This window comes from Streptomyces spinoverrucosus (assembly GCF_015712165.1).
Taxonomy (GTDB): Bacteria; Actinomycetota; Actinomycetes; order Streptomycetales; family Streptomycetaceae; genus Streptomyces; species Streptomyces spinoverrucosus_A.
Map to the genome: position 1 here is coordinate 48914 of NZ_JADPZX010000001.1, position 23515 is coordinate 72428.

Genomic DNA, 23515 nt, shown 5'->3' on the forward strand with positions numbered 1-23515 from the left:
GTTCACGTCTCCTTACCGATGTCGTCGGAGCGTGCCACGAGGCGGGCGGCTCCTCCGGTCACGCGGTACAGGAACGCGCCGGCGTCCTCCTCGGCCTTGAAGTACTGCCACACGGCATCGAAGGCGATGCGTCGGGTGATGCCCTGCCAGGGGCGGCGCAGCAGTACCGCGCGCAGGGCGCGCCGGTCGTCGTCACCGAGGGAGGCGAGCCCTTGGGCGGCGAACCGGACGGCGTCGTACGCCTCGGCCGCCCAGGGGCCGGGCGCCTGTCCGTGCCGGGCACGGAACGCGGCGGCGAACGCCTTGGTACGGGGGTCGGCACTCGCGTCGGTGTAGCCCGCGCCGATCCGCCAGTCCTCGCCGACTGCGAGAAAGGGCGCACCGAGGACGTGCTCCCCCGCGACCCGGGCGCCCCGGTGGCCCGCGTCCCGCAGCGCGCGGGCACAGGCCGCGGCGCGATCGGGCCGTACCCCGCCGAAGAGGACGGCGTCCTGGGGCCGGGCGGCGATACGGCGGGCGGCGGCGGTGAAGTCCGCGTCCGCGGCGACGTCCTCCACCACGGTCTCGCCGTCGAGCTTGCCGTGGACGGTGGCGATACGGATCACGGTGAGGCTCTCCTTCTCGGTGGCCAGGTCGTGCACGATCACCGTGCGGGCCGGTTTGACGACCCGGTTCAGATAGCGCAGTACCGCGGGCGGGCCGAGGGTCTGGGTGGGGCGCAGCACGAGCCCGGTGGTCGTCAGCACGTTGTTGAGATCCTCGGTGTCCGCGCGGGTGAACAGAACGGTCAGCCCGGCGTCCGTGCACGGGCGCAGGGCCACCGGCGCGGTCACGTTCCCGCCCGTGGCGATCACCACGGACACCGCCGGGTCGGCGGCCAGCCGGGCGGCCGCCGCGGCCGAGCCCGCCGCGGTGCCCTGGTCGTCGGCGGTGCCCAGCACGAGGTCGACGGTGCGCCGGGCGTCCTTGTTGTGCTGCTCGACGGCGAGGCGGGCGCCGCGCGCCTGGTGCTGGTGGAGGGCGTCGTCCGGGCTGCCGAGCAGCGCGACCACGTGGCGGGTCCGCCGGGCGGAGCCGGTGTTCGCGGTCGCGTTGCCGGGGCCCCACCGCCACCACGCTCCGAGTCCTCCCGCCGCGGTGACGCCGAGCGCGGCTCCCGCGACGAGCAGCCGTCGCCGGGTGGGTGAGGGCGGGGCCTCAGCGGCTTCGGCCGGCTCGACGGGGGCGGGCCCGGAGAGCACGGTCGGTTCGGGCACGGGCAGGTCGAGGACGCGTGCGGCCCGGACGGCGACCAGGGCGGGCAGCCCTTCGGGGAGCCAACTGTCCGCGGCGAAGTCGCCGAACTCGCCGAACTCGTCGAGGAGTTCACGCGCGCTGGGGCGCAGTTCCGGTTGCTTGGCCAGACACCGCCGGATGAGCCGGTCGAGGCCCTCCGGTACGCCGTCCACGTCGGGTTCCTCGTGCACGGTCCGGTACAGCACGCCCGCAGCGCCACCGGTGCCGAACGGGGGCCGGCCGGTGGCCGTATGGGCGAGGACACAGCCGAGCGAGAAGACGTCGCTGGGCGGGCCCACGGTGCGCCCGCGGGCCTGCTCGGGCGAGAGATAGCCGGGTGAGCCGACGACGGAGCCGTCCGCGGTGAGCGCGGTCGCGCCGACGGCCCGCGCGATCCCGAAGTCGATCAGGCGCGGCCCGTCCGCGGCCAGGAGCACGTTCGCGGGCTTGACGTCCCGGTGGACCAGCCCGGCCGTGTGCACCCCGTCCAGCGCCTCGGCCAGCGCGCTGCCCAGGCCGCGCAGCTGCGCCTCGGGCCATGGCCCGTGCAGGGCGACGGCCTCGGCCAGGGACGGGCCGGGCACGTAGGCCGTGGCAAGCCACGGCTCACGCGCCTCGGCGTCCGCCCCGACGACCGGCACCGTCCACCGCGCCGTAAGACCCGTGGCGAGTTCGGCCTCACGGCGGAACCGGGCGCGTAAGCCGGGGTCGTCGGCGTACTCGGCGCGGATCACCTTCAGCGCGCACCAGGCGCCGTGCGGCAAGCGCGCCAGGTAGACGACGCCCATGCCGCCCGCGCCGAGCCGCCCCGCGAGCCGGTGCCCGCCGATCACCGAGGGATCGGACGGCAGAAGCCGTTCCATGTTCAGCCGCCTCCGTTCCCTGACCGTCCCCGCCTCTGGGCTCCGGCCGACATCGTCACTCGGGGCTCCGGGCCGCCGCCGACAACGGGCGGCCCGTTCCCGGCCTTCAACAGCCGTCGGCCCTCGTCAGCTCTGCGCCGTGGCCGCGCCGTTGAGGTCGGCGAGCGAACCCAGCTGCTGGAAGCGCCCGTCGCGGACCTGGTGGACGAAGGTCTGGGCCGCCCAGCCCTCCCCGGTGTTGTCGTAGTGGTGATACTCGCCGAAGGTGTACGTCCGGGCGATGCCCTTGTACTTCGCCTTCGCCAGCCGCTCGGCCAACTCGGCCCGGACCGGCCTGCGACGGGCTCCGGCCGGGACCGTGCGGGCGAACTCGGCGAGCAGCATCCGCACACTGTCGTACGCCTCGGTGGCATACGGCTCCGGAGCGCCGCCATAGCGCCCCCGCCAGGCCGTGGTGAAGTCCTTGGCCTGCCGCGTCGTCAGTACGGAGGGGTCCACGGCCGAGGTGACCACGTACCAGCCCTCGCCCGCGGCGGCCGCGAGGCGCGGGAAGTCCGAGCCGTACAGCCGGTGCTGCATCCAGCGCGGCCCGGTGAATCCGGCCGCGGCCAGTTCCTCGGCCGCGCGCACGGTGGCGTCCAGAGGGCCCAGGTACACGAAGTCGCCGACACCGGCGTCGAGCAGGTCACGGATCGCCCGCGGGCTGTCGTTCGTCCCCTCCGCCACGACGCGGGGAAGGATTTCCGTGCCGAGGGTGTCGCGCCAGCCCGTGACCAGTGGGGGGCCCTGGTCCTGCACGATCGAGCCGCCGGCCCGGTCGATGACGACACCGGCCGGCGCCACCTGGCCGCTCGCCAGGGCGTGGAACGCGATCCAGGTGCCGAGCGCGAGATGCGAGGCGCCGCTCTGGAACGACGTCTTCGGCGACGTCGCGAAGTAGTCCTGCAAGCCCGTGGTGCTGGACACATGGGTCAGCCCCGCCTCGGCGTAGACGGACGCGGCCGCCTGCATGGGGATCTCGGCGACCGGTCCCAGCACGGCGACGACATCGCGGTCGGCGGTGAACGCGAGGGCCACCTGCCGGGCGGAGTCCGCGTCGCCCCGGTCGGCGCGGACCTGCGCCTTCAGGTCGTAGAGCCGCTTCGGCGAGGCGTTGTGCTCGGCGACGGCCAGGCGCGCGGCGCGTTCGCAGGCCCGGCTGACGGCGGTGTCGGCCGAGCCGGCCGCCGTGTGGACGCCCAGGACGTACACGGGACGCCCACCGCTCCCGGAGGACGGCTCCTTGCCGTCGTCCCCGGTCGCCCACACCGCCGCTCCCGTCCCGCCGCCCGCGAGCAACAGCGCACCACCGGCGAGCAGCAGGCGGCGCCGGCCGGGGTGCCGGACGGGAGCGTCCGCGGGGTCCTGGGCGTCCGTCTCGTCCACGATCGTGGGCTCGATGTCGGGCAGAGCGAGGCCCTCGGCCGCCCGCGCGGCGACCATCCGGGCGACGGGATCGGGAAGCCAGTCGCCGGAGCCGTCCGGAGCGTCCTGGGCGAGCAGCCGCCGCATTTCGTCGGCCGTGGGCCGGGCGTCGGGGTCCTTGGCCAGGCAGCGCTCCATCAGAGTCCGCAACTCGCCCTCCACATCGCCGAGTTCGGGCTCGTCGTGGACGGTGCGGTACAGCAGTGCGTCCGGCGTCCCGGTGCCGAACGGCGGGGTCCCGGTCGCGGCGTACGCCAGGACACAGCCCAGCGCGAAGACATCGCTCGCGGGCGACGCGGGCCGCCCCTCGGCCTGCTCCGGGGCGAGGAATCCGGGCGTACCGACCACGAGCCCGGACGCGGTGAGCGCCGTGTCGCCCGCCGCGCGCGCGATGCCGAAGTCGATCAGGCGAGGACCGTCCGGCACGAGCAGGACGTTGCCCGGCTTGACGTCCCGGTGGACCAGGCCGGCGGTGTGCACCGCGGCCAGCGCCTCGGCCAGCAGCCCGCCGAGGACGCCGACGGCACGCGTCGGCAGCGGGCCGTGCGCCACGACCGCCTCGGACAGGGCGGGTCCGGGGACGAACGCGGTGGCCAGCCACTGCTCGCGTGCCTCCGCGTCCGCGTCCAGGACGGGCACCACCCAGGGGTTGTCCACCCGCCGCGCCAGCTCCACCTCCCGCGCGAACCGCGCCCGGAAGTCGACGTCACCGGCGCTCTCCCCCCGGATCACCTTGACCGCGGCGAGGGCGCCGGCGTCGGTGCGCCCGAGGTAGACGACGCCCATGCCACCCGCGCCGAGCCGCCGCAGCAGCCGGAACCCGGCGATGCGGGACGGGTCGGAGGACCGCAACGATTCGCTCACTGTTCCGCCCCCTTCGTGGCGACCGGCTCTTGCGTGCCTCGCGCCTCGCCCCAGCGGTCGATGTCGGTGGCGACCAGGCTCACTCCCCGGAAGATCTCGCCGGTGACGGCGGTGTCCTCCTCCTCGCTCCGGCCCGCGCCGTGCCGCGCCGTCGCGGCCACGGTGACCGGCCCCAGCCGGAACTTGTACCAGTCGAAGGGGTACGCCCGGCTCCCGCCGTCGGCGATCCACTCCCCGGACTCCGTCAGGTCGTCATCGGTGACCGCGTTCCGCCCGTCGCTGGAGGCGTCGACCCGGGAATAGAGGCCGCGCACCACGTCCGTGGCGTTCAGCCGCTGCTCGGGACACCGCAGCGCCGACTCCAGCGCCCCGGCCATGTCACGCCGCGCGGCCACGGTGTTCTCGTGCACGGTGACGGTCAACGACACGTACACCGGCCCCTTACCACCCTTCTCCGGCAGCTCGAACGCCCGCGTGAGGCTGGCCAGCGCGGAGTCCGGCAACGCCTCGCGCCGCCACAGACAGTCCTCGTCGAGCACGGCCCACTCGGCCGGATCGCTCTCGAAGGGGTCGCGCTTGCGGTACCCGGTGCCGAAGTAGTCGGGCCGCACATCGAGCCCCCGAACGAACTCGACCGCTTCACCCCGAGTCCTGGGCGCCCGCTCCTCCGCGAGCGTGTAGGGGTCGTTGGCAGACGCTTCCGACGGCGAAGCACTGGTGGGGCTGGGACTGGGGCTGGGACGGGGGCTCGAACTCGGCCCCTTCTCCGCCTCTCCCCCACCACCCGACCCGCCCGTACACCCCACCAGCAGCGCCCCCGCCGCCACGACCAAGGCTGGTCTCCACCCGGCCATGCATCACTCCCATCCATGCCCCGTACCCTGCGAGCAGTCTCGCGCATCCATCACCCACGCCAACTAACCTTGTGGAAATACCCAGTTGATGCAGCTGATTCGGTTGGGGTGATGAGACGCCGCTATTCGTCCGCTGTCGGGCGGGCAGGGTGATTTCGTTGTCCGGGCACGGCGGAGACCCGGCGCCGGGTCGGGTCCTCCAAGGTCTTTCGGGGCGTGAGCGGTCAAAAGTCCGCCTGTCAGCCGGTAGGACGGCGCAGTGCGGCAAGGCGGTGGGAAGCCGTGGCCAGTTCGCGTCTCCAGGGCCGGGTCGCCGACATCCGCAAGCGCAGACGCCGACCGCGGTGGGTGAGGCGGGCGCCGACGTCCGGCAGTCGGTGGCGCAGCACCTGCGGCTCGGCGGTGGCCGGTCCCCGGCGGGCTGCGTGTTCCGGGACTACATGCCCTGCCATGTGTTCAGCACCGCCAAGACCCCGGCGGCTGCCGCGCACACCTGGCTGATCCGGGCGAAGATCCGCGAGGGTGCGCCGCTGAGCTACCCCCCGACCGCGGGGGCGATACCGGCGGGCACGGTGAGCGCAACAAGTACGGCCGCGACCCCGACGCCAACAGCAAGGTCGTCTGCCCGAACGGCTGGGCCGCCAAATCCTGCCACCCAAGTACCCACCGGTGACTGGCATCTCCGCCGGCGACAAGCCGTCCTGTGACGAGTTCACCTTCGCGGCGAGTTGAACGGACGCCGGGCTTCGACGAGTGCGACGCCTCGAAGCCGACGATCAAGTGCGACATCCGGGAGCACGATACTGACGCACACGCCAAGTGCGGCCCGGGGCCGGTCACATGGCCGACCCCGGGCCGCGCACACCGGAGAACGGAGACACGCAGTGAGTTCCGGCGGGATCACATGGATAGCCGACGAGGACATCTCCTGGCTCGGCTACTACATCAAGCTGGCCAGGGGCCTGACCGGCGAACAGCTCGCCGCCCGCCTCGCCGCCACCGGCGGCCCCGTACCGGTCCAGGCCACCACCGGGCCGCAGGCCGAAGCGCTCATCGACGGGCTCGACGCCGAGCGCGGCGACACCGACAGCATCGCCGTCCGCTACGGCGATCACGCCGGCCTGGGCTTCGCCGTAGCGTACGGCCACTGGCCGTCCGTCCTCGGGCCCGCGCACCACGACGGGACATCCCGGGAAGGGGTCCACATCTTCGAGCTTTACTACGAGAAGCAGAACCCGAAGGTCCCGCCACCCGCATTCGCCTACTTCCACGACGACGACTATGTGTGCGGCTTCGACATGTACATGTGCACCTGGTCGCAGGAGATCACCGGCCCCGGCGCCGACCTCATCCGCGCTGACATCATCGCCGCCGGAATCCCGGAGGAGAGGGAGAGGGACACGGCGCACCGTGCCTCTCTCGCCGTGCTGGAGCAGCGCTTCGAACTGGCGCTGCCGCGTGACCTGATCCTCGACGCGTCACTGCCCACTGCACTCGTCAGCGGGCAGCAGCCGCGCTGAGCCGTCGGCCGTGCATCGTGGTGCCCCGACATCGTCGTGTGGATCGGCTCGGCAGCAGGAGAGCAGCTGAGCCTTTCCAACCTCAGTTCGCCGAGGTCAGGTGCAGGGGTGAGGACGGCTCGGAGAGTGTCTCCCAGCGACGTGGGTACGCTCATCAGGGCGCCGTCCAGGATCACTGGGCGTAGGTGTGCCCGCAGCCCGGGTGGGCCGGCGCCGGCAGGGCCTGCCGACCGGCGGTCGGCCGCCGCAGCGCTTACCGCGTTGCCAGCGATGGTCCCGCAGCCGGGCCGACAGCTGGCCGAAAACCCATCTACCAGGGGCTTCACCCAAAGGCCCGCTTGCCGGTCGCCTTCCTGGCACGACCGCTCCCGGTCTTTTTCAGTCATCTGACGCATGCGAAACCGCCCTGCTGCGGCGTAAGAATCGGTCGCAGCCCGTCTCGAGCGGCTCGTTCGCACCCAGGACATCCGCTCGAAGTCATCGAATGCGAAGGCGGTGGATACCCATGCCACGGAGAATGATCGTGGGTATGACAGGGGTGACCGGGGCCGTGTTCGGTATCGAATTGCTGCGCAGATTGCGGCAGCAGCCGGAGGTGGAGACCCATCTGGTGTTGTCCCCGTCGGCCAGGACGACCGTACGGCTGGAGACCGGATTGTCGGCGCACGAGGTCACCGATCTCGCGGATGCGACGTACGCGTGGAACGACCGACGTGCGCCTATCTCGTCGGGGTCGTTGCGGGTGGACGCCATGGTCATCGCACCGTGCAGCTTGAAGACGCTGGCTGGAATATGCGCCGGCTGTGCCGAGGGGCTCATTCACCGAGCGGCCGACGCGATGCTCAAGGAGGGGCGCCGGCTGGTACTCGTGGCACGGGACCCGCTCAGCGAGAGCCACCTGGAGAACATGCTGGCGCTCTCGCGCATGGGGGCGAGGATCGTCCCGCCGGTGTCGGCGTTCTACAACCAGCCCGAGACGATCGGGGACCCGGTCAGCCATGTCGTCGTCCGCGTTCTGGACCAGTTGGACATTCGTGTGCCGTCGGCACAGCGCGGGAACGGCATGCCCCATTCCCCACTCTGAAGGCAACCAGCACTGACCCTGCCGCAGAAACTGGCGCGCTGCCCGGATGGACACGGCACGGTTCGTGCACCGCGTCGGCGAGGTGCTGGGGGCAACCGGATCGGGCGTCTGTCCCCCGTGGTCTACGTCCTGGACGACGACGTGGATCCGTCGAATGACACGGACTGGCTTGGGTACTGGCCGACGAAGCCGTCGTAACGAGGGCGCAGGCCGTGCGCCGCGTCTACGACTGGAATTCACCGCCGGAATGCGCTTCGGGATAGCGGGCTTCCAGTGCGGCACGGAGCGCGGCGCGGGTGGTGATGCCGAGTTTCGGGAAGAGCCGGTGCAGGTGGGAGCCGACCGTGCGGGGGGACAGAAACAGGCGGGCGCCGATCTCCTTGTTGGTGAGTCCGGTGGCGGCCAGATCGGCGATCTGCCTCTCCTGGGCTGTCAGTTCCGGCGCTGCCGTGTCCGACCGCCCGGCGGCGGCCACGCCGGTGGCGCGCAGTTCGTTGCGGGCCCGCTGCACCATCGCTCGCGCGCCGATCCGGTCGAACGTCTCCATGGCGGCACGCAGCTGGATGCGGGCGTGGGCGGTGTCGCGGGTGCGGCGCAGCCACTGCCCGTAGGCGAACTGGATGCGGGCCTGCTCCCAGGGATAGCGGGCGACTTCGGGCAGGGCCAGGGCCGCCTCGAACAGGGCGGCGGCCTCGTCGTCGTCAGCGGCCACGGCTGCCGCGGCAGCTGTGATCAGCGCCATGCGCGTGCCGATGCGGTGGAGGCCGGCCCGCTGGGCTGCGACGACGTGGGCTCGGGCCTCCTCGCGACGGCCTGTGCGCATCGCCGCCTCGACCAGGTCCAGCACGACCCACCGGTTCGGGATGCCGGCACTGGGGGCAGTGGGCAGATCGATCTGCGCCACCTGGGTGTGGGCCTCCTCGAAGTCTCCCTGGCCCATGGCCGCGAGATGACGGGCCGAGAGGGCGTACGCCATGGTGGCGCTCATGCCGCGAGGCGCCGCCCAGGTGGTGGTCTCCTTGCTGCGGGACCGGGCCAGGTCCACGTCGCCGCGCAGTGCGGCGCCCGATGACAACACGGCCCTGATCTGACGCTCCCAGAACGAGTAGCCGTAGCGGGTCGCCAGCTCCAGCCCCTGCAGCGCGAGCTCCTCGGCCTCGTCCCACTGCCCGTGCACGTAGGAGTCCTGGCAGAGCAGCATCAGTCCGGGAACCACCATGGCGATCGCGCCACCGTCCCGCTCCCGCTCGATCATGCCGCGGACCACGTACCGGTATTCGGACAGGATGTCCATCGCAAGCGCTGCGAAGGCCAGCGGAATGACCTCCCAGGGGGCGGCGGCCGGAGGGAGCGCCGCGAAGGCGCGGGCCAGGCCCTGCCTTATGGAGTCGCTGGTGCGGGTGGGATCGACGTACGCGTCGTAGCACAACCGGAAGGAGACGACCTGCTCGGGCTCGAAGCGGGCCATGGTCTTCCTGAGCAGCTCCCACGGCTGCGGCCGCAGGGTGTAGAGGCTGACCAGCAGCAGCGCATAGAGGATGCCGTACCTGTCCCAGGAGTCCGGTCCGGCGTCCTCGCTGGAGTCCAGCGCCCGGGTCAGCAGCCGGTACGCGGCGGTGACGTCGCCCTCGTTGTTCGTGAGCAGGTGGGCGGTGGCGGTGAAGACCAGTGCGTCAGGGGTCTCCGGGGTCTGTCCGGCGTCCGCCAGCAGCCAGGTGACCTGGTCGAGCCGACCGGCCATGGTGGCGAGGTGGGCGGCCTCGACCAGGCGCCGGGACCGGTCTCCGGGGTGCGGGCTGAGTTCCCCCGCGCGTACGAGGGTGGCCACCGCGGTCGACGCGCGGCCGCGCCGCCGCGCGAGCAGGGCCGCCTTGTCCAGCGCCCGGGCGACGGCCTCGTCGGGTCCGGTGCTCGCCTCGGCCAGATGGCACGCCTGCCGCTCGGGGTCGAAGGCCAAGGCGTCGGCGAGGGCCTGGTGCGCGGCCCGGCGCTCGCCCGGCAGGGCCAGATACGCGACCGCCGAGCGGGTCAGTGGATGGCTGAAGGTGACCTGGCCGGAGGCGGCGTCGGCACGGACCATCCCTGCCCGCTGTGCCGGGACCAGGTCGTCCGGGTCCAGGAAGCCCCGGGCCGCGGCCCTGATGGTGCCCAGGCCGTCGTCGGCCGCCAGTGCGGCCAGGAGGAGTGCCTTCCTGGTCGTGCCGGGCAGCTGATCGAGCCCGGGTGCGAAGATGTCCAGCAGCCGCTCGGAGAGGGGCAGCACGCTGGGCAGCGGCTGTGCGCCGAAACGCTGCCGGTCGTTCAGAGTCGCCGGCAGCTCCTGGAGGGCCAGCGGGCTGCCCGCGGCCTGGGCCAGCAGTCGGCGCCGCACGGTCGGTGCCAGTCCCGGCCATCGGACCTCCAGAAGCTCCGACGCCGACTGATCGTCCAGGGGTCGCACCATCCTTTCCGGCAGCCCGACGTGGTGGAGGAGTCCCTCCAGCCCGGTACGGCCGGCGGCCAGCAGCACGACGGGGGCGTGAGCCAGCCGACGCACGGCGAAGGCCAGCACCGTGGCGCTGGCCGGGTCGATCCACGGTGCGTCGTCGGCCACCAGCAACAGCGGGGATTCGGCGGCGGCCGCGTCGAGCAGGGCGAGTACCGCAGTCCCGGCGGTCAGCGGATCCGGCAGCGCTTCCGGCGTCAGCTCGAAGAGCCGATGGAGGACGTCGCGCTGCAGGCCGGGCAGCCGATCGACGTCCGCGCGCAGCGGGTACAGCATCTGGTGGATCGTCGCGAAGCTGATTCCGGCCTCGAACTCCACGCCGCAGGCGCGCAGCACACGCCAGCCGGCGGCACTTCCCCGGGCCACGGCGATGTCGAGCAGGGCGGTCTTCCCCACCCCGGGATCACCGCGCAACAGCAAGCCGCGGCCCATGGGGCCGTACCCGCTGCGGTCCTGGTCGGCAAGCAGCGAGTCGATCAGCGCCAGTTCGTCCGCGCGCCCCACGAGGCCGCCAGAGCCGCAGTCCGCGGGCTGCCCAGGAGGCCTCCGACTCTCGGAAGTCGCCACAATCGCGAGGATATCGCCCACCACACGACACAACGCCGACTGCACGCGTATCGCCCGACCACACCGAGTCATCACATATCCGCGGCCGGGCTCCTACCCACATGGCAACACGATGGCCGGCGCCCCGCGGGTGCGGGACGCCGGCCGTCGAGCGGGTGTCAGGCAGAGAAGGTCTGGGAGTCGGGCAGGAAGCTCGGCTCCCGTGGCGGCCAACCACCGCGTTTCGACGCGGTGGATTACCCCGAGCGCCATGCGGTCGAGTGCGGGATCAACCGATTTGAAAGGCACCGGGCAGTGGCCACGCGGTACGACAGGCTCTCCGTCCGCTATGAGGCGACTGTGCTGGTCGCAGCCGTAACGAGTGGCTGTGACGAGCACCGTCGCAACGGCCCTCAGACGACGTCGAATTCGTTGCCCTCGGGGTCGTGCATGGCGGCGGCGTAGAGCCCCATGTCCGGCTCATCCTTGATCCGCAGCACGGTGGCACCAGCTTTGACCAGCCGTTCCACCGTAGCCTTGACCCGCTGTGCGCGGACGTCCAGGGGGACGTCACGGCCCCCACCGACCTTCAGGTCGAAGTGCCACCGGTTCTTGGCGGCCTTCGGCTCCGGAACCTGCTGGAACCACACCCTCGGTCCACGTCCCGCAGGATCGATGATCGACTCCGCAATGTCCCCGGCACCGGCGGGCAACTCTGCCTCGGGCACCCCCATGGCCACCCAGTAGGCACGCCAGGTGGCGTGCCCGCCCGGCGGAGGCTCAGGCGCGTAGCCCAGGGCCTCGGCCCAGAAGGTCACCATTCTCTGCGGATCGGAACAGTCGATCGTCAGCTGCACTGTCATCTCCATGCTCAGAGCATCCCAGGCAGGTCTGACAGCCAGGTCTGACAGAAGCCCCGGCAGCCACGCAAAGCCGCGGGCCACCGGCTCAAGCCGTCCGTACTTGTTCGGCCTCGTCGCGGGCACGATCCGCGGCCGTGTGATCGCCGGCCAGGGCGTGTGCCTCGGCCAGGGTGTCGAGGCCGACGGCCAGCCACCTGCTGGAGCCGATCTGCCTCCAGAGCCTGACGGCAGCCTGGGCGCGCGTGCGGGCGGGTGCCGAACGGCCCACCGCGAGGTGTGCCTCGGCGAGCGCGTACAGAGTCGCCGCCTCGCCCCAGAGGTTGCCGAACTCCCGGTAGGTCCACAGGCTCCTGGCCAGCAGGCGGCGTCCTTCCCGATGCTCGCCCTGCCGGACCAGGACGTCCCCGAGCCAGCAGGTGGCATGTGTGACGCTGAGGCGGTCGCCGAGCTCCTCACTGATCGCGATGGCTTGCCGATAGGCGTCGGCGGCGGCCGGGTAGGCGCCGAGTGCGCGATGGCTCTGGCCCAGGCATCGCAGGGCTTGCGCTTCCCCCGGCCGGTAGCCTGCGACCTGGCTGACCCGCAGGCACTTCGTGAACCGCGCGACGGCGGCCTCGACGCGGCCCTGCTCGAGGTCGATGACGCCGAGGCCGTTGGTCGCGTAGACGAGACAGTTGACGTTGCCTGCCGATTCGGCGAGCTGAGCGGCCTCTTCGAAGTGGAGCATGGCGGAGGAGTACTGGCCGAGGAGCCGGTGCACATAAGCCAGCCCGGCTGTGGCACTTGCCCGGTACGTGGGCCCCTGGCCCTCGGCGAGTTGCAGGGCCTGCTGGAAGTGGTCCAGTGCTTCCGGATAGCGGTCGAGGATGGTGGTGAGTTCGCCGAGGCAACGGTGGACCTTCGCGGCGCTGTGCCGGTCGCCGCTGCTCAGGGCCGCTTTGAGCGCCCGGTTCTGGAGCCTCTCCCAGTCGTCGAAGTGGCTGCCGACCTGGAAGAGGGTCGTGAGGGCGGTGGCCAGTCCGGCGGCGGGCGCGACGCCCTCCGTTCCGTCCAGCGCCTGCTCGGCCACGGCTATGAGGAACTGACGTTCGTCGTTGAACCAGGTCAGCGGATCGGCGAGTAGTTGATCGGCCTCGGGGGCGGCCAGCCGCCAGGAGGCCAGGTCCAGCTGTGGGATGCCCTGGAAGTCAACGCTGAGGGCGTCCGCGGCGAGGTCGGCGAGGTGCAGGCTCGCCCCGAGTAATCGGGTGAGCGCGGCCGTGCGATCCCGTTCGGGGACGTCTTGCTCCACGCGCTCCCCGGCGAACAGTCGTACCAGGTCGTGCAGTTGATAGCGGATTCCGGTGGCGTTCGCCGACCCGATCTGCACGAGGTGTACCTCGACCAGGTCGTCGAGGAGGGCCTCCGCCTCGGAGGCGCCCACGTCCAGCAGCGCGGCCAGTGCCCAGGCGGCGAAGCTCGGTCCAGGCAGCAGGGCGATCATCCGCAGAGCGTGCTGCGTCGCCGCGGTCATCTGGTGGTATGTCAGTTCGAGGCTGGCCCGCACGGCGATGTGGCCGACGGCCAACTCGTCGAGCTTGCGCTGCTCGTCGGCGAGGGCGCGCGCCACCTTGGCCAGGGGCCAGCGCGGTCGAGCGGCCAGCCGTGCACCGGCGACCCATACCGCCAGAGGAAGGCCACCGCAGGTGTCCACGATGGAGCGGGCCGACCCGCACTCCGCGTCGGTCCGATCCCGGCCCAGCATCTCGCGCAGCAGGGCGAGCCCCGTCGCAGGGTCCAGTACGCCCAGAGGGAGCCGGCGGCCGCTCAGTTCCGCCATGGTCGTCCGGCTGGTGATGATGGTGGCACAGCGCACGCCGCTGGGCAGGAGGTCGCTCACCTGCTGGGCGCCGGCGGCGTTGTCCAGGACGACGAGCATCTGCCGCCCTGCCAGCAGGGTGCGGTAGAGATGGATGCGGCCGGTCAGCTCTGTGGGCACGGTACCGCCGGGGATGCCGAGTGCGCGGAGGAAGGTGCCGAGGACCGTGAACGGCTCGGCCGGCTCGTCGCCGAAGCCTCGTAGGTCCGCATGGAGCTGGCCGTCCGGGAAGCGGGAGGCGAGCAGGTGCCCCGTACGTACGGCAAAGGCGGTTTTGCCCACTCCGGCGGGGCCGGTGATCAGCAGAGTCACCGGCCCGGGCCGTTCTTCGCCGAGCAGCCGGAGAGCCTCGTCCACCTCGTCCTTGCGGCCGACGAAGAGTGACGGGTCCGCCGGGAGGAGCCGGGGTACGAGCTGGCGTGCCATTGGCGGGTTCGCCACCGTGCCGCTCTTGCCGGCCGGTTTCGTGGTGGCGGGCGGTGCAGCGGAGAGGGGCGCGGCCAGCTCCGGATGGCCGGCGAGGATCCGTTCGTACAGCCGTCGTAACGCCGCGCCGGGGTCGACACCCAGCTCGTCGGCGAGTCGCCGCCGAGCGCGCTCGTACACCTCCAGCGCTTCGGCTTGCCTTCCGCACCGGTACAGGGCCAGGACCAGCTGCCCGATCACCCGTTCGTCGAGCGGATACGCCTCGGCCCGGGCGGCCAGTTCGCTCACCATCCCATCGTGCTGCGCCAGGCGCAGCCGCACATCGACCAGCTCCAGCTGGGCGGCCAGTCGCTCGCCGTCGAGGAGATGGCGCTGCGCGTTGAACCACGGGGTGTCCATCCCGGCGAAGGCGCTGCCCCGCCACAGCGCCAAGGCCTCTCGCCACAGTGCCTCCGCCTGCCCGTCACTGCCCGCCTTCCGGGCCCGGGCCGACAGATCGCGGAAGCGGTGTACGTCCACCATCGAGGGCTCGACCGTCAGCCGATAGCTGCCGCCCCGCTCCCGTGTGATGGCCGCGCCGCAGGCCGCCAGTGCGCCCCGCAGCCGGGAGACGTATCCGTACAGTGTCCGGCGGCCGTACGTCGGCTCGGCCTCCCCCCATACCCGGTCCACCAGCGCGTCGGGGGACACCGCCCGGTCCACGTCGACGAGCAACGCGGCCAGCACTCGCCGCTGCATCGCGTGTCCCACGTCGATCGGGACACCGTTCCGCCGTACCTCGATCGTCCCGAGGAGCCCGAAGCGCGTGGCCATCACACCCCCTGCGTCACCTGGTCATCTCTACGCCACACTCTGGGCGCCACGGACCTGTGGTTCTAGGCGGATTCAAGCTTTTCCGAAGGTTTGCCGATCTCCTCGTCTCGCCGCTGGGTACACGCGACGCTTCCAGACGAAATTGCAAGGTCGCAGGTCACGGCCCAGATCGACTACGGCTTCCTCGGCGGTGGATCGACCCTCGAACCGGGAACGCCATCGGGTCTGGGCTTTCGTAATGGGCTTGCCGTGCTCGCGGCACATGTCCGTCCGCCCGGTGCTTCACCTGGACCACCCGCGTGGACGGAAGCTCACATCGCGGCCTTCCGCTACTTCGGCGGCGTCCCGCGCCCGCTCGTCCCGGACAACCTCAGGACCGGCGTCGACAATCCCGACCTCTACGACCCGAACATCAACAAAGCCTGCGCCGAACCAGCCACCCATTACGGCGCGTTGCAGCGGGCGAAGTTCGAGAAGCAGGTCACCCTGGAGGAGTTCGACTTCACCGTCGGCGAGTCGGTCATCCTCTTCGGCCCCGTCGGTGTCGGCAAGATCCACACCACATCGCCCAAACCCTCGGCCACCTCCCGTCCGCCAGGGCGGCCGCGTACGCTTCGCCAAGCCAGCCGCGTCCTCGCTGACCTCGTCGGCGGCCACGCGGATCGCACCCGGGAGAAACGGATCCGCGAATGCGTCCGCCCCGACGCCCTCATCCTCGACGAGGGTCACATGCCGGGCCCGCAACTGCAAAGACAGCGGGCCGCGCAGGAGCTCGGCGAGGGCCTGCAGAATGTTCGAGACGGCCGGTAACTGCTTCGACCCGACCCGAACCTCGAACCGCACCCCGCGCCCTCCCCTGATCCGGGGAAATCATGGTGTGCCGGGCAGGTAGCCGGGCGCCCACCACGCAGGAGCGCATGCTACGGCCGCATCGACCATGTCGTCCTTCGTGAACGACGTGTCGTTGAGCCATGCCTTGATGACTCCGGCGAAGCCGTGAGCCATGAACTGAGCGATGACGTTGCGGCTGGCGTCGGGAAGCTCCGGGAGGTTGCTGTGCGTCATGAACGTCAGGGCGTAGTTGCGGAAGTGGCGTACGAGCGCCTCGTAGACGCCGCTGTCGGACGGATCGCCGAGGGAGCGCCGGTAGACCGGCCCGAACCGCTCGACGTGGTCGCCCACCTCCGCAGTGGTCAAGCGCAGCAGTTCCACAGCCGAGCGCCCTTCCTGTGCCCTCTCGGCCTCCAGGCGGTGACCGCGGTCCAGGTCGGCGTAGAGAACGCTGACCAGGAGGTCCAGCGGGGTGCTGTATCGGTTGTAGAAGGTCGCTCGGGTGATGCCGGCGCGGTCGGCCAGTTCCGCGACGGTGATTTGGGAAACCGGCCGCTCAGAAGCAAGTTCCACGATGGCCCGTTCCAGGGCCTGGGTCGTCCGGGTGATGCGGGGGTCGATCCGGTCGTTCAGGGTGCTGCCCTCCTGTCGAGTACGGCGGGCACTGTGCCCCAGCTCGAGAAGCATCTCGTTGTTGTACACCACATCCATTGTTGCGCCAGACGGAGACCAATGATTTTATACACCTGTCAAATAGTAGCGTGAGCTGCTCGACAGGCGCGCGCTGTGTGCCATAGCTGCACCGGACGCGGTACCAAGGGACCCCCTCATGCCCAGCAGACGCTGGCAAGTCACCGGCGCCTACCGCGCACTCACCGCCGCCCTTGGCCCCGGAATCCACCACATCGTCATCACGGCCCAGCCGGACGACAGCCCGAACGCACTCAGCGCGAGGGCCGTGGTCGAAGTCCCGGCCGGGGTCACGCCCGCTGTGCCGTCAGGCGAGTTCGGCGATGTGCTGGCCGAGGCCATCTGGGGCGTGCCAGGGGAAGTCATCGCCAGCACCTACGGCCCCAGCGGTAGCGGCACCTACGCGGTACGCGGGTGGTTCATCGCGGCCGGATGGTTTCACCCCATGAGCGCGGCCGAGCTCTGCAACGCCTGTCTCGTCACGGCGGACGGTCGGTGGCGTGGCTCAGGGTGCGGCGTCAGCTACGAGGACGGCCACCTGATCCCCCGGCCTTCCGGCCCGGACGGCAGTGGGCAAGGAGCTCAGCTCCACCCTCGGCGGCCGGACGAACCGCTCGGCCCGCTACGGGAAAACGCCTCCGCCCACCGCCCTGTGGGCCGTAGCCATACAGAACAAACGCCCTGATCACAGTCTCGGCCGCTGCCCACGGCCTCGGACGGTTGACCCGAGGGGTGGGCATGTCAGGAAGTGAAGAGTTGCAGTTCGGAAAGCTGCGCCGCCGGCCAGCCAGTATTGGCCGTGAAGGTCAGCCTCAGGTAGCGCAGGCGGGTCTGTGGAGCCAAGGGAACGGTCACCGTGTTCCCCTGCGCAGCGTCGAAGAAGTGCGGGGTCGCCGGGGCGACAGTCCGCCACTCGTGACCGTTCGCGCTCCCTTCAACGGCGACGGTCTGCCGGCGTGCGTTCCAGTCCGCCAGCGGCGGCAGAGCCATCACCAGTCGGCGGACGTCGGCGGCAGAGCCGAGGTCTATCTCGAACCACTGTGGAAATGAGTGGTTGGCGCTCTCCCAGTAGGTCCTCACGTCTCCGTCCACCGCGTTGGAAGGGACGTAGGTCTGCGTGTGGCTGCTGCCCGTCGCCGTCTTGTGGATCGCCAGGTTCACGTCGCTCCGAGGGCGCGGGCTGAAGGACGGGGACGGGTGCTGCGACGTCGGTGTGGATGTGGGTGTGGGTATGGGTGTGCTGGATGCGGTGGTACTGGGGTGGGAGGAGGGGGTACTGGTGGCGCGCGTGGTCGGCAACGACGTGATCGCCACCGTCATGCGGGGCGGCTGAACGGGCTGGGCGATCTGATCGGGTTGGCGGTTGTCGTCCGGCAGCACGGCGACCCCGGCTGCGACGACAGCCGCAACGACCGCGACGGCGCTCACCACCCGCCGGCCACGCCGTACCGGGGCCGCTGTCCGACGCTCAAGTCTCGGCGAGTGTGCGGCAGCGGGAAGAGCGGCGGTCATCGCCGCAGGCGCTGTCACGGCATCGGAACGAGGCGTCTGACACTCGGGCCGTACGTGGGTGGGAGCGGTGGCGAGGTAGGCCGCGCTGCCCCACCCGAGAAGGGCGTCGGCCAGGGCGCCGCGCGGATCCTGATTCACCCGAAACAACTGGGCCACTGCCAGGGTGCAGCAGGAACAGACACTCATGTGCTGTTCCAGATCCAGACTGCGGCGCAGGTCACCTGGTTCTGTGGCGGCTTCGATGAGACGTTGGAAGCGCCCGCACGTCTGGCTGCCGTTCCGTTTCAGGTGGGCGTTCAGGTAGGCCCTGCGAATCGCCTTGTGAGCCGATGCCCGCAGCATGTCCACCGCGCTCGCCTCCACACCCAGCAGGACAGCGACCTCGGCGTCGGACTCGTCCTCGATCAGGGCATGCCACAAAACGCCCCGGGTCCGCTCGGGCAGGCTGTGGAAGGCCTCGAGCATGGCAGCGTCCTGCGGTCGCGTGCCGATGGGCCGCCGCAGCGGTCGGATGCGGAGCGGGCTGCCGGCTGCCTCGATGCAGGCGACGAGGCCGGGAGCGAGCTGGCCGCGTCTGCTGTCCGAGGACCAGCTCACGGCGCTCTGCTGGACCAGGACAAGCAGTCGGTGGCGCCAGGCTCCCGGTGCGTTGATACCGCGGCGTATCCCGCGGATTGCCAACGTGAAGGCCCGGGCGGCCAGTTCGGCGGCCGCGCCGGAACTCCGACTGCACAGTCGGGCGTAGGCCAGTACGGCGGGAAAGTGACGGCGGCGGAACTCCTGGGCCGCCGGCATCGCGACCGCAACCCGTCCACGCATGCGCTCGACAAGATCGGCGTCGGGGAGAGTCTCCACTGACCGCAGCCGATCGGTGGCTGGATCGCCGTGGCCTGGTTCCGGCACGCGCATGCCTCCTCATGTCCCTCGTCTTCGAGCGACAACTATTTGACAGGTGTATACTGCCTCGGCCGTCGCGCGGCAAGCCATAGGTGACCCACCGTCCGCTCACCTACCGCGCGACCAGGGGGCTCGGCAGCTCGCGCCTGGGCGACATCACGGTCGGCGACCAAACAGGACGCACGCCACCCTTCGCGCAAGGCGCAATCGGATTCTGGGGCTCATGGCGGATGGGCGCGAAGCGGCGTCCCGACTCCCCCCGCGCGACATCCGGAAATGGATGTTTCAGGACCTGAACGAACACCCACCGACCGAACGGTCACCACGCCAATGCAATGCTAATATACAGATGTCAAATAGATGGTTTAGCCATTAGCAGGAGCAGTCATGGAACAACGAGCACTGGGCAGCCAGGGCCTGACCGTCGGCGTGCAGGGTCTTGGCTGCATGGGAATGAGCGTCTTCTACGGCACCGCGGACGAGGCCGAGTCGCTCGCCACCATCGACCGTGCGCTGGAGCTGGGTGTCACCCTGCTGGACACAGCTGAGAGTTACGGCCCCTTCGTCAACGAGCAACTGCTCGGCAAGGCGCTGGCAGGCCGCCGGGAGGCCGCAGTCGTGGCCACCAAGACGGGCGTCGAGATCAGCGACGACGGTCAGATGGGCGATCTCAACGGCCGGCCGGAGTATGTGCGCCGGGCGCTGGAGCGTTCGCTGCGGCATCTGGGCATGGAGTATGTCGACCTGTACTACCTGCACCGGATCGATCCGAAGGTGCCCGTCGAGGAGACCGTCGGCGCGCTGGCCGAGTTGGTCACCGAGGGCAAGGTGCGCCACATCGGTGTGTGCGAGGCGTCCGCGAGCACGATCCGGCGTGCGCATGCCGTGCACCCTCTGACCGCGGTGCAGACCGAGTACTCGCTCTTCGAGCGCGGCATCGAGCAGGACCAAGTCCTTTCCACCCTGAAGGAGTTGGGGATCGGCCTGGTTGCCTACTCCCCGCTGGGCCGCGGATTCCTGTCGGGCGCGATCACCAGCCCGGACGACTTCGCCGCAGACGACTGGCGCCGGACCGACCCCCGGTTCCAGGGCGAGAACTTCGGCCGCAACCTGGACGTCGTCCGCGAAGTCCGCCGTCTCGCGTCCGCCAAGGACATCACTCCCTCTCAGCTGGCGCTCGCCTGGGTTCAGCAGCAAGGCGCCGTCGGGATTCCTGGCACCAAGCGCCGCCCCTATCTGGAGGAGAACGTCGCCGCGACCGCGGTGACCCTCACCGCCGAGGACATCGCCGCGATCGAGGCGGTCGCGCCGCATGGCGTGGTCTCCGGTGACCGCTACGCGCCCGAGTTCATGGGCACGCTCAACGGCTGAGAACCGGCCCGCACCTCGGCCCCACGTTCACCGCGGGCCCAAAGCTCTCGAAATATCGCGGCTCAGGCTGTCGTACGAAAGGACGGGCCATGCCCCACCTGGCCAACCGATCCCGAATCACTGTCGGCGCAACGACGATCACCTATGTTCCCGATGGATACGGCGCCCACAATCCCGACGTCCTGTTCCCGGGAGTGGACTGGACGACGCGGCCCGGCCACCTCGAAGACGGCCGCCTCGTCCTGTCGTTCGGGTCCTTCCTGATACGCGCGGGAGACCGGAAGATCCTTGTGGATCTCGCCGCGGGCAAGATCGACGTGGACGTGCCCGGCGTCGCTCAGCTCAAGAGCGGTGCCCTTCTGCGGAGCCTCGCCGCGGAAGGGCTGTCAGCCGGCGACATCGATACGGTGGTCTACACCCACCTGCACCTCGATCACGTCGGCTGGACCAGCGACGTCGCGCCGCTCCCGAACGCGCCCGCGGCAAAGTCGCCCACCGGCCTCACCTTCGGCCGTGCCCGCCATCTCATGTCGGAGGACGAGTGGCAGTACTGGTCGACGCGGACCGGTGAAATGGGCGGCCCGGATGCCGAGGCTGTGCTCAAACCACTCGACGGCGTCGTGGAGTTCGTCAAGAGCGGCGACGCGATCGCGCCCGGCGTCACCGTCGAGGCCACGCCGGGGCACACCCCCGGGCACCTGGCGATCGTCGTCTCGGACCCGTCGGGCGTCAGCAGCGAATCGGTCTACATCGCGGGAGACATCCTTCACTCTCCGGCGCAGATCCCCGACCCTGCCCTGGTGTTCTCCTCCGATGTCGCTCCGGACCAGGCCCGAGCGGTACGCGACCGTGTGCTCAAGCGGCCGGACACCGTCATCGCAGCCGGGCACTTCACCGGCGGTGTGTTCGGGCGTGTCACGTCGGTGGGCGACGCGCACGTGTGGACGCCTGTCGGCGACGTGCCGCCCTCGCGGTAACTCGGCCCAGGGCCGCCCCCATTCTTCAGAGCCGGCGGCGCCGACCGCGATCAGCACACGAGCGCGGGTCGAAGCCCCGGCGTGACCAAGTCAGGAGTCCCCACGTCATGTCCGTGCCGCAGACGCCTCGTATGTTCGGGGCAAACACAACCGCCGCCGAAGTCGTCGACGGTGTCGACCTGCACGGCCGCCGGGCCGTGGTGACCGGAGCCAGTTCCGGAATCGGAGTGGAGACGGCCCGGGCGCTGGCATCGGCGGGCGCCGACGTCACCCTGGCCGTGCGGGACACTACAGCGGGCGCACGCGCGGCCGCGCGCCTTGAGGCAGAACTGCCGCCGACCTCGGGAAAGTTCACGGTGGCGCAGCTCGACCTGGCCGACCGGTCGACAGTCTCGGCGTTCGTGGCCGACTGGACGGGCCCGCTGCACATCCTGGTCTGCAATGCCGGGGTGATGGCCCTTCCGGACCTCACCCGCACCCCGGACGGCCAGGAAACCCAGTTCGCCGTCAACCACCTCGGCCATTTCGCCCTCGCCGTAGGGCTGCACGCGACACTCGCGGCCGCAGAGGGCGCCCGGCTGGTGTCGGTGAGTTCCATCGGACACCTCTTCTCACCGGTCGTCTTCGACGACCTCGCCTACCGGTTCCGCCCCTACGACCCATGGACCTCCTACGGGCAGTCGAAGACCGCCAACGTCCTGTTCGCCGTCGAGGCCGCCCAGCGATGGGCCGACGACGGCATCACCGCCAACGCGCTGATGCCGGGCAACGTGGCAGGTACTTCCCTGGCCCGGCACATGACCGGCGAACAGCTCTCCGCTTTCGCCGACACCACCGGGCTGGCACTGCCACCGCAGAAGACCGTCCAGCAGGGAGCAGCCACCTCGGTGCTGCTGGCGGCCTCACCGACAGTGGACGGCGTAACCGGCCGCTACTTCGAGGACTGCGCGCAGGCCGCGCCGGTCGCCCAACGCGCCGGCGCTGTCAGCGGAGTCGCACGCTACGCACTCGACCCGGACAACGCGGCCCGGCTGTGGGCCGTGTCCGACGCCCTCGTCCGGTAGCCGCCGGCATGTCCTCACAGCATGAAGCCTGGGCCCGGCTGCGCCGACAGCTGTGGCAGCCTCCACGCGCCCACGGACAACAGCCGCAGCACCGGGTGGTCGGGCCCTTGGAGTTGTTCTACGACCTGATCGTGGTCGTGCTGGTCGGCCAGGCCGCTCACCACTTCGCCGGACACCTCACCTGGCACGGGCTGGGCGAGTTCGCCACGGTGTTCGCCCTGGTGTGGATCGCCTGGCTCAACGGCACGCTGCACCATGACCTGCATGGTTACGACGACGCCCGGGGCCGGATCATGTTCCTGCTGCAGATCCTTGTTCTCGTCCCTCTCGGAGCGTTCATCCCCGAGGCCGGCGGCGAACGAGGAGGCGCCTTCGCCGTCAGTGCGGGAGTTCTTTTCGCCGTACTGGCATTGGTCTGGTTCCTTGCCGGACGCGGAGGCCCGGTCGAATTTCGCACGTCCAGCCGGATGTACGTAACCGCGACGGCCGCCTGCGCGGTCGTCCTCGCGGGGAGCGCCTTCCTCCCTGCGGAAGATCGTGTGCTGGCGTGGGCGCTGCTGGCCGTCGCCTACCTTCTCGGGTTCGCGGCCGTCATAGCCAAAGTTCCTCCGGCCCAGGCGGCTGCCCTCACCGTCACGGACGCCCTGACCGAGCGATTCGGGCTGCTCCTCATCATCGTGCTGGGCGAAACCGTCCTGGGCGTGGTCGACGGACTGGCCGAGGTGCCGACCAGCGTCATGGGGATCGCGGTCGGGCTTGTCGCCGTCGTGGTCGGTTTCGGCGCATGGTGGACGTACTTCGACTTCGCCGGTCACCGTCAGCCCAGGCGAACTCGCGTGGCCACCGTGCAGTGGATGATCCTGCATCTGCCCCTCACGGCAGCCGTGACCGCGATGGGGGCCGCGATGGTCACGCTCGTCGAGCACGCGCACGACGACCGGACGCCCCCCGCGACGGCCTGGGTCCTCTGCGTGGGCGTCGGCGTGGTGCTGTGCACGACGATGCTCCTGGCGACAAGCCTGAAAGTCTGGGAACGCGACCGCGGGCTCTACCGGCCGCTTGCCTACCTCAGCGTCGCCTCGTCCCTCGTGGCCCTGGCTCTCGGCGCCGCGCGTCCGGCGCCTCTGATATTGGGGCTCGCGCTCGTCCTTCTTCTCGGAATCCCATGGATGTTCGCCATAGCACACCGTCTCACTCAGGCGGAATCGGCCGCGGCATGACCGCCTGCTCAGCTACAGAACCCAGCACCCTCCCACTA

General features: G+C 70.6%; 17 protein-coding genes. 8 read left to right on the forward strand and 9 right to left on the reverse strand.

Annotated features, from left to right (window positions below):
• Window positions 1-2 precede the first annotated feature (2 nt).
• The 4 genes from I2W78_RS00280 to I2W78_RS00295 all read right to left on the reverse strand — a co-directional run bounded on the left by I2W78_RS00280 (window position 3) and on the right by I2W78_RS00295 (window position 5772).
• Window positions 3-2138, reverse strand: a complete 2136-nt coding sequence (locus I2W78_RS00280; RefSeq protein WP_196455874.1) for a bifunctional serine/threonine-protein kinase/ABC transporter substrate-binding protein — start codon at window positions 2136-2138, stop codon at window positions 3-5.
• Window positions 2139-2264: 126 nt separating this feature from the next.
• Entirely contained in the window at window positions 2265-4466 is a 2202-nt protein-coding gene (locus tag I2W78_RS00285; RefSeq protein ID WP_196455876.1) for a bifunctional serine/threonine-protein kinase/ABC transporter substrate-binding protein, read from the reverse strand.
• Window positions 4463-5077 (reverse strand): hypothetical protein, encoded by a 615-nt coding sequence (locus I2W78_RS00290; protein WP_230885271.1) that lies wholly within the window; start codon window positions 5075-5077, stop codon window positions 4463-4465. The genes I2W78_RS00285 and I2W78_RS00290 overlap by 4 nt, the downstream gene beginning before the upstream one ends.
• A gap of 482 nt (window positions 5078-5559) precedes the next feature.
• Entirely contained in the window at window positions 5560-5772 is a 213-nt protein-coding gene (locus tag I2W78_RS00295; protein WP_196455878.1) for a transposase, read from the reverse strand.
• Window positions 5773-6204: 432 nt separating this feature from the next.
• On the opposite strand from I2W78_RS00295, the gene I2W78_RS00300 reads away from it, so the two are divergent.
• Together I2W78_RS00300 and I2W78_RS00305 are read left to right on the forward strand one after the other, a co-directional pair.
• Window positions 6205-6840, forward strand: coding sequence for a hypothetical protein (locus tag I2W78_RS00300; protein WP_196455880.1), 636 nt, complete (start codon window positions 6205-6207; stop codon window positions 6838-6840).
• Between the two features lie 505 nt (window positions 6841-7345).
• Window positions 7346-7924: a UbiX family flavin prenyltransferase gene (locus I2W78_RS00305; RefSeq protein ID WP_196455881.1), complete on the forward strand. Its 579-nt coding sequence runs from the start codon at window positions 7346-7348 to the stop codon at window positions 7922-7924.
• Window positions 7925-8147: 223 nt separating this feature from the next.
• Here the strand turns inward: I2W78_RS00305 and I2W78_RS00310 are convergent, their stop codons facing one another.
• From I2W78_RS00310 to I2W78_RS00325, 3 genes are all read right to left on the reverse strand, one after another.
• Window positions 8148-10913 (reverse strand): helix-turn-helix transcriptional regulator, encoded by a 2766-nt coding sequence (locus I2W78_RS00310; protein WP_196455883.1) that lies wholly within the window; start codon window positions 10911-10913, stop codon window positions 8148-8150.
• Between the two features lie 455 nt (window positions 10914-11368).
• On the reverse strand, window positions 11369-11824 hold the full coding sequence (locus tag I2W78_RS00320; RefSeq protein ID WP_196455885.1) for a VOC family protein: 456 nt from the start codon (window positions 11822-11824) through the stop codon (window positions 11369-11371).
• Window positions 11825-11903: 79 nt separating this feature from the next.
• Window positions 11904-14915: an AfsR/SARP family transcriptional regulator gene (locus I2W78_RS00325; RefSeq protein ID WP_196455887.1), complete on the reverse strand. Its 3012-nt coding sequence runs from the start codon at window positions 14913-14915 to the stop codon at window positions 11904-11906.
• A gap of 90 nt (window positions 14916-15005) precedes the next feature.
• Here I2W78_RS00325 and I2W78_RS40005 point away from each other — a divergent pair, with 90 nt between their 5' ends.
• Window positions 15006-15725, forward strand: a complete 720-nt coding sequence (locus I2W78_RS40005) for a hypothetical protein (RefSeq protein ID WP_230885274.1) — start codon at window positions 15006-15008, stop codon at window positions 15723-15725.
• 60 nt (window positions 15726-15785) lie between these two features.
• Here the strand turns inward: I2W78_RS40005 and I2W78_RS00335 are convergent, their stop codons facing one another.
• A complete protein-coding gene (locus I2W78_RS00335; protein WP_196455889.1) occupies window positions 15786-16433 on the reverse strand; it encodes a TetR/AcrR family transcriptional regulator in 648 nt (215 codons plus the stop codon).
• Window positions 16434-16575: 142 nt separating this feature from the next.
• On the opposite strand from I2W78_RS00335, the gene I2W78_RS00340 reads away from it, so the two are divergent.
• Window positions 16576-17121, forward strand: a complete 546-nt coding sequence (locus I2W78_RS00340) for a hypothetical protein (RefSeq protein WP_196455891.1) — start codon at window positions 16576-16578, stop codon at window positions 17119-17121.
• A 56-nt stretch (window positions 17122-17177) separates the two neighbouring features.
• Here the strand turns inward: I2W78_RS00340 and I2W78_RS00345 are convergent, their stop codons facing one another.
• Window positions 17178-18857 (reverse strand): discoidin domain-containing protein, encoded by a 1680-nt coding sequence (locus tag I2W78_RS00345; RefSeq protein WP_196455893.1) that lies wholly within the window; start codon window positions 18855-18857, stop codon window positions 17178-17180.
• A gap of 375 nt (window positions 18858-19232) precedes the next feature.
• Here I2W78_RS00345 and I2W78_RS00350 point away from each other — a divergent pair, with 375 nt between their 5' ends.
• From I2W78_RS00350 to I2W78_RS00365, 4 genes are all read left to right on the forward strand, one after another.
• A complete protein-coding gene (locus I2W78_RS00350; protein ID WP_196455895.1) occupies window positions 19233-20216 on the forward strand; it encodes an aldo/keto reductase in 984 nt (327 codons plus the stop codon).
• Between the two features lie 89 nt (window positions 20217-20305).
• Window positions 20306-21193, forward strand: a complete 888-nt coding sequence (locus I2W78_RS00355) for an MBL fold metallo-hydrolase (RefSeq protein ID WP_196455897.1) — start codon at window positions 20306-20308, stop codon at window positions 21191-21193.
• Between the two features lie 107 nt (window positions 21194-21300).
• On the forward strand, window positions 21301-22257 hold the full coding sequence (locus tag I2W78_RS00360) for an SDR family NAD(P)-dependent oxidoreductase (RefSeq protein ID WP_196455899.1): 957 nt from the start codon (window positions 21301-21303) through the stop codon (window positions 22255-22257).
• Window positions 22258-22265: 8 nt separating this feature from the next.
• Complete coding sequence (locus tag I2W78_RS00365) at window positions 22266-23477, forward strand: low temperature requirement protein A (RefSeq protein WP_196455901.1); 1212 nt, start codon at window positions 22266-22268, stop codon at window positions 23475-23477.
• Window positions 23478-23515: the final 38 nt, after the last annotated feature.

Coding starts and splice junctions, on each gene's coding strand:
- I2W78_RS00325 (WP_196455887.1), bottom strand. CDS start 14,915: ATGGCCACGCGCTTCGGGCTCCTCGGGACGATCGAGGTACGGCGGAAC.
- I2W78_RS00350 (WP_196455895.1), top strand. CDS start 19,233: ATGGAACAACGAGCACTGGGCAGCCAGGGCCTGACCGTCGGCGTGCAG.
- I2W78_RS00335 (WP_196455889.1), bottom strand. CDS start 16,433: ATGCTTCTCGAGCTGGGGCACAGTGCCCGCCGTACTCGACAGGAGGGC.
- I2W78_RS00295 (WP_196455878.1), bottom strand. CDS start 5,772: ATGGCAGGGCATGTAGTCCCGGAACACGCAGCCCGCCGGGGACCGGCC.
- I2W78_RS00365 (WP_196455901.1), top strand. CDS start 22,266: ATGTCCTCACAGCATGAAGCCTGGGCCCGGCTGCGCCGACAGCTGTGG.
- I2W78_RS00320 (WP_196455885.1), bottom strand. CDS start 11,824: ATGGAGATGACAGTGCAGCTGACGATCGACTGTTCCGATCCGCAGAGA.
- I2W78_RS00345 (WP_196455893.1), bottom strand. CDS start 18,857: ATGCGCGTGCCGGAACCAGGCCACGGCGATCCAGCCACCGATCGGCTG.
- I2W78_RS00355 (WP_196455897.1), top strand. CDS start 20,306: ATGCCCCACCTGGCCAACCGATCCCGAATCACTGTCGGCGCAACGACG.
- I2W78_RS00305 (WP_196455881.1), top strand. CDS start 7,346: ATGCCACGGAGAATGATCGTGGGTATGACAGGGGTGACCGGGGCCGTG.
- I2W78_RS00340 (WP_196455891.1), top strand. CDS start 16,576: ATGCCCAGCAGACGCTGGCAAGTCACCGGCGCCTACCGCGCACTCACC.
- I2W78_RS00280 (WP_196455874.1), bottom strand. CDS start 2,138: ATGGAACGGCTTCTGCCGTCCGATCCCTCGGTGATCGGCGGGCACCGG.
- I2W78_RS00360 (WP_196455899.1), top strand. CDS start 21,301: ATGTCCGTGCCGCAGACGCCTCGTATGTTCGGGGCAAACACAACCGCC.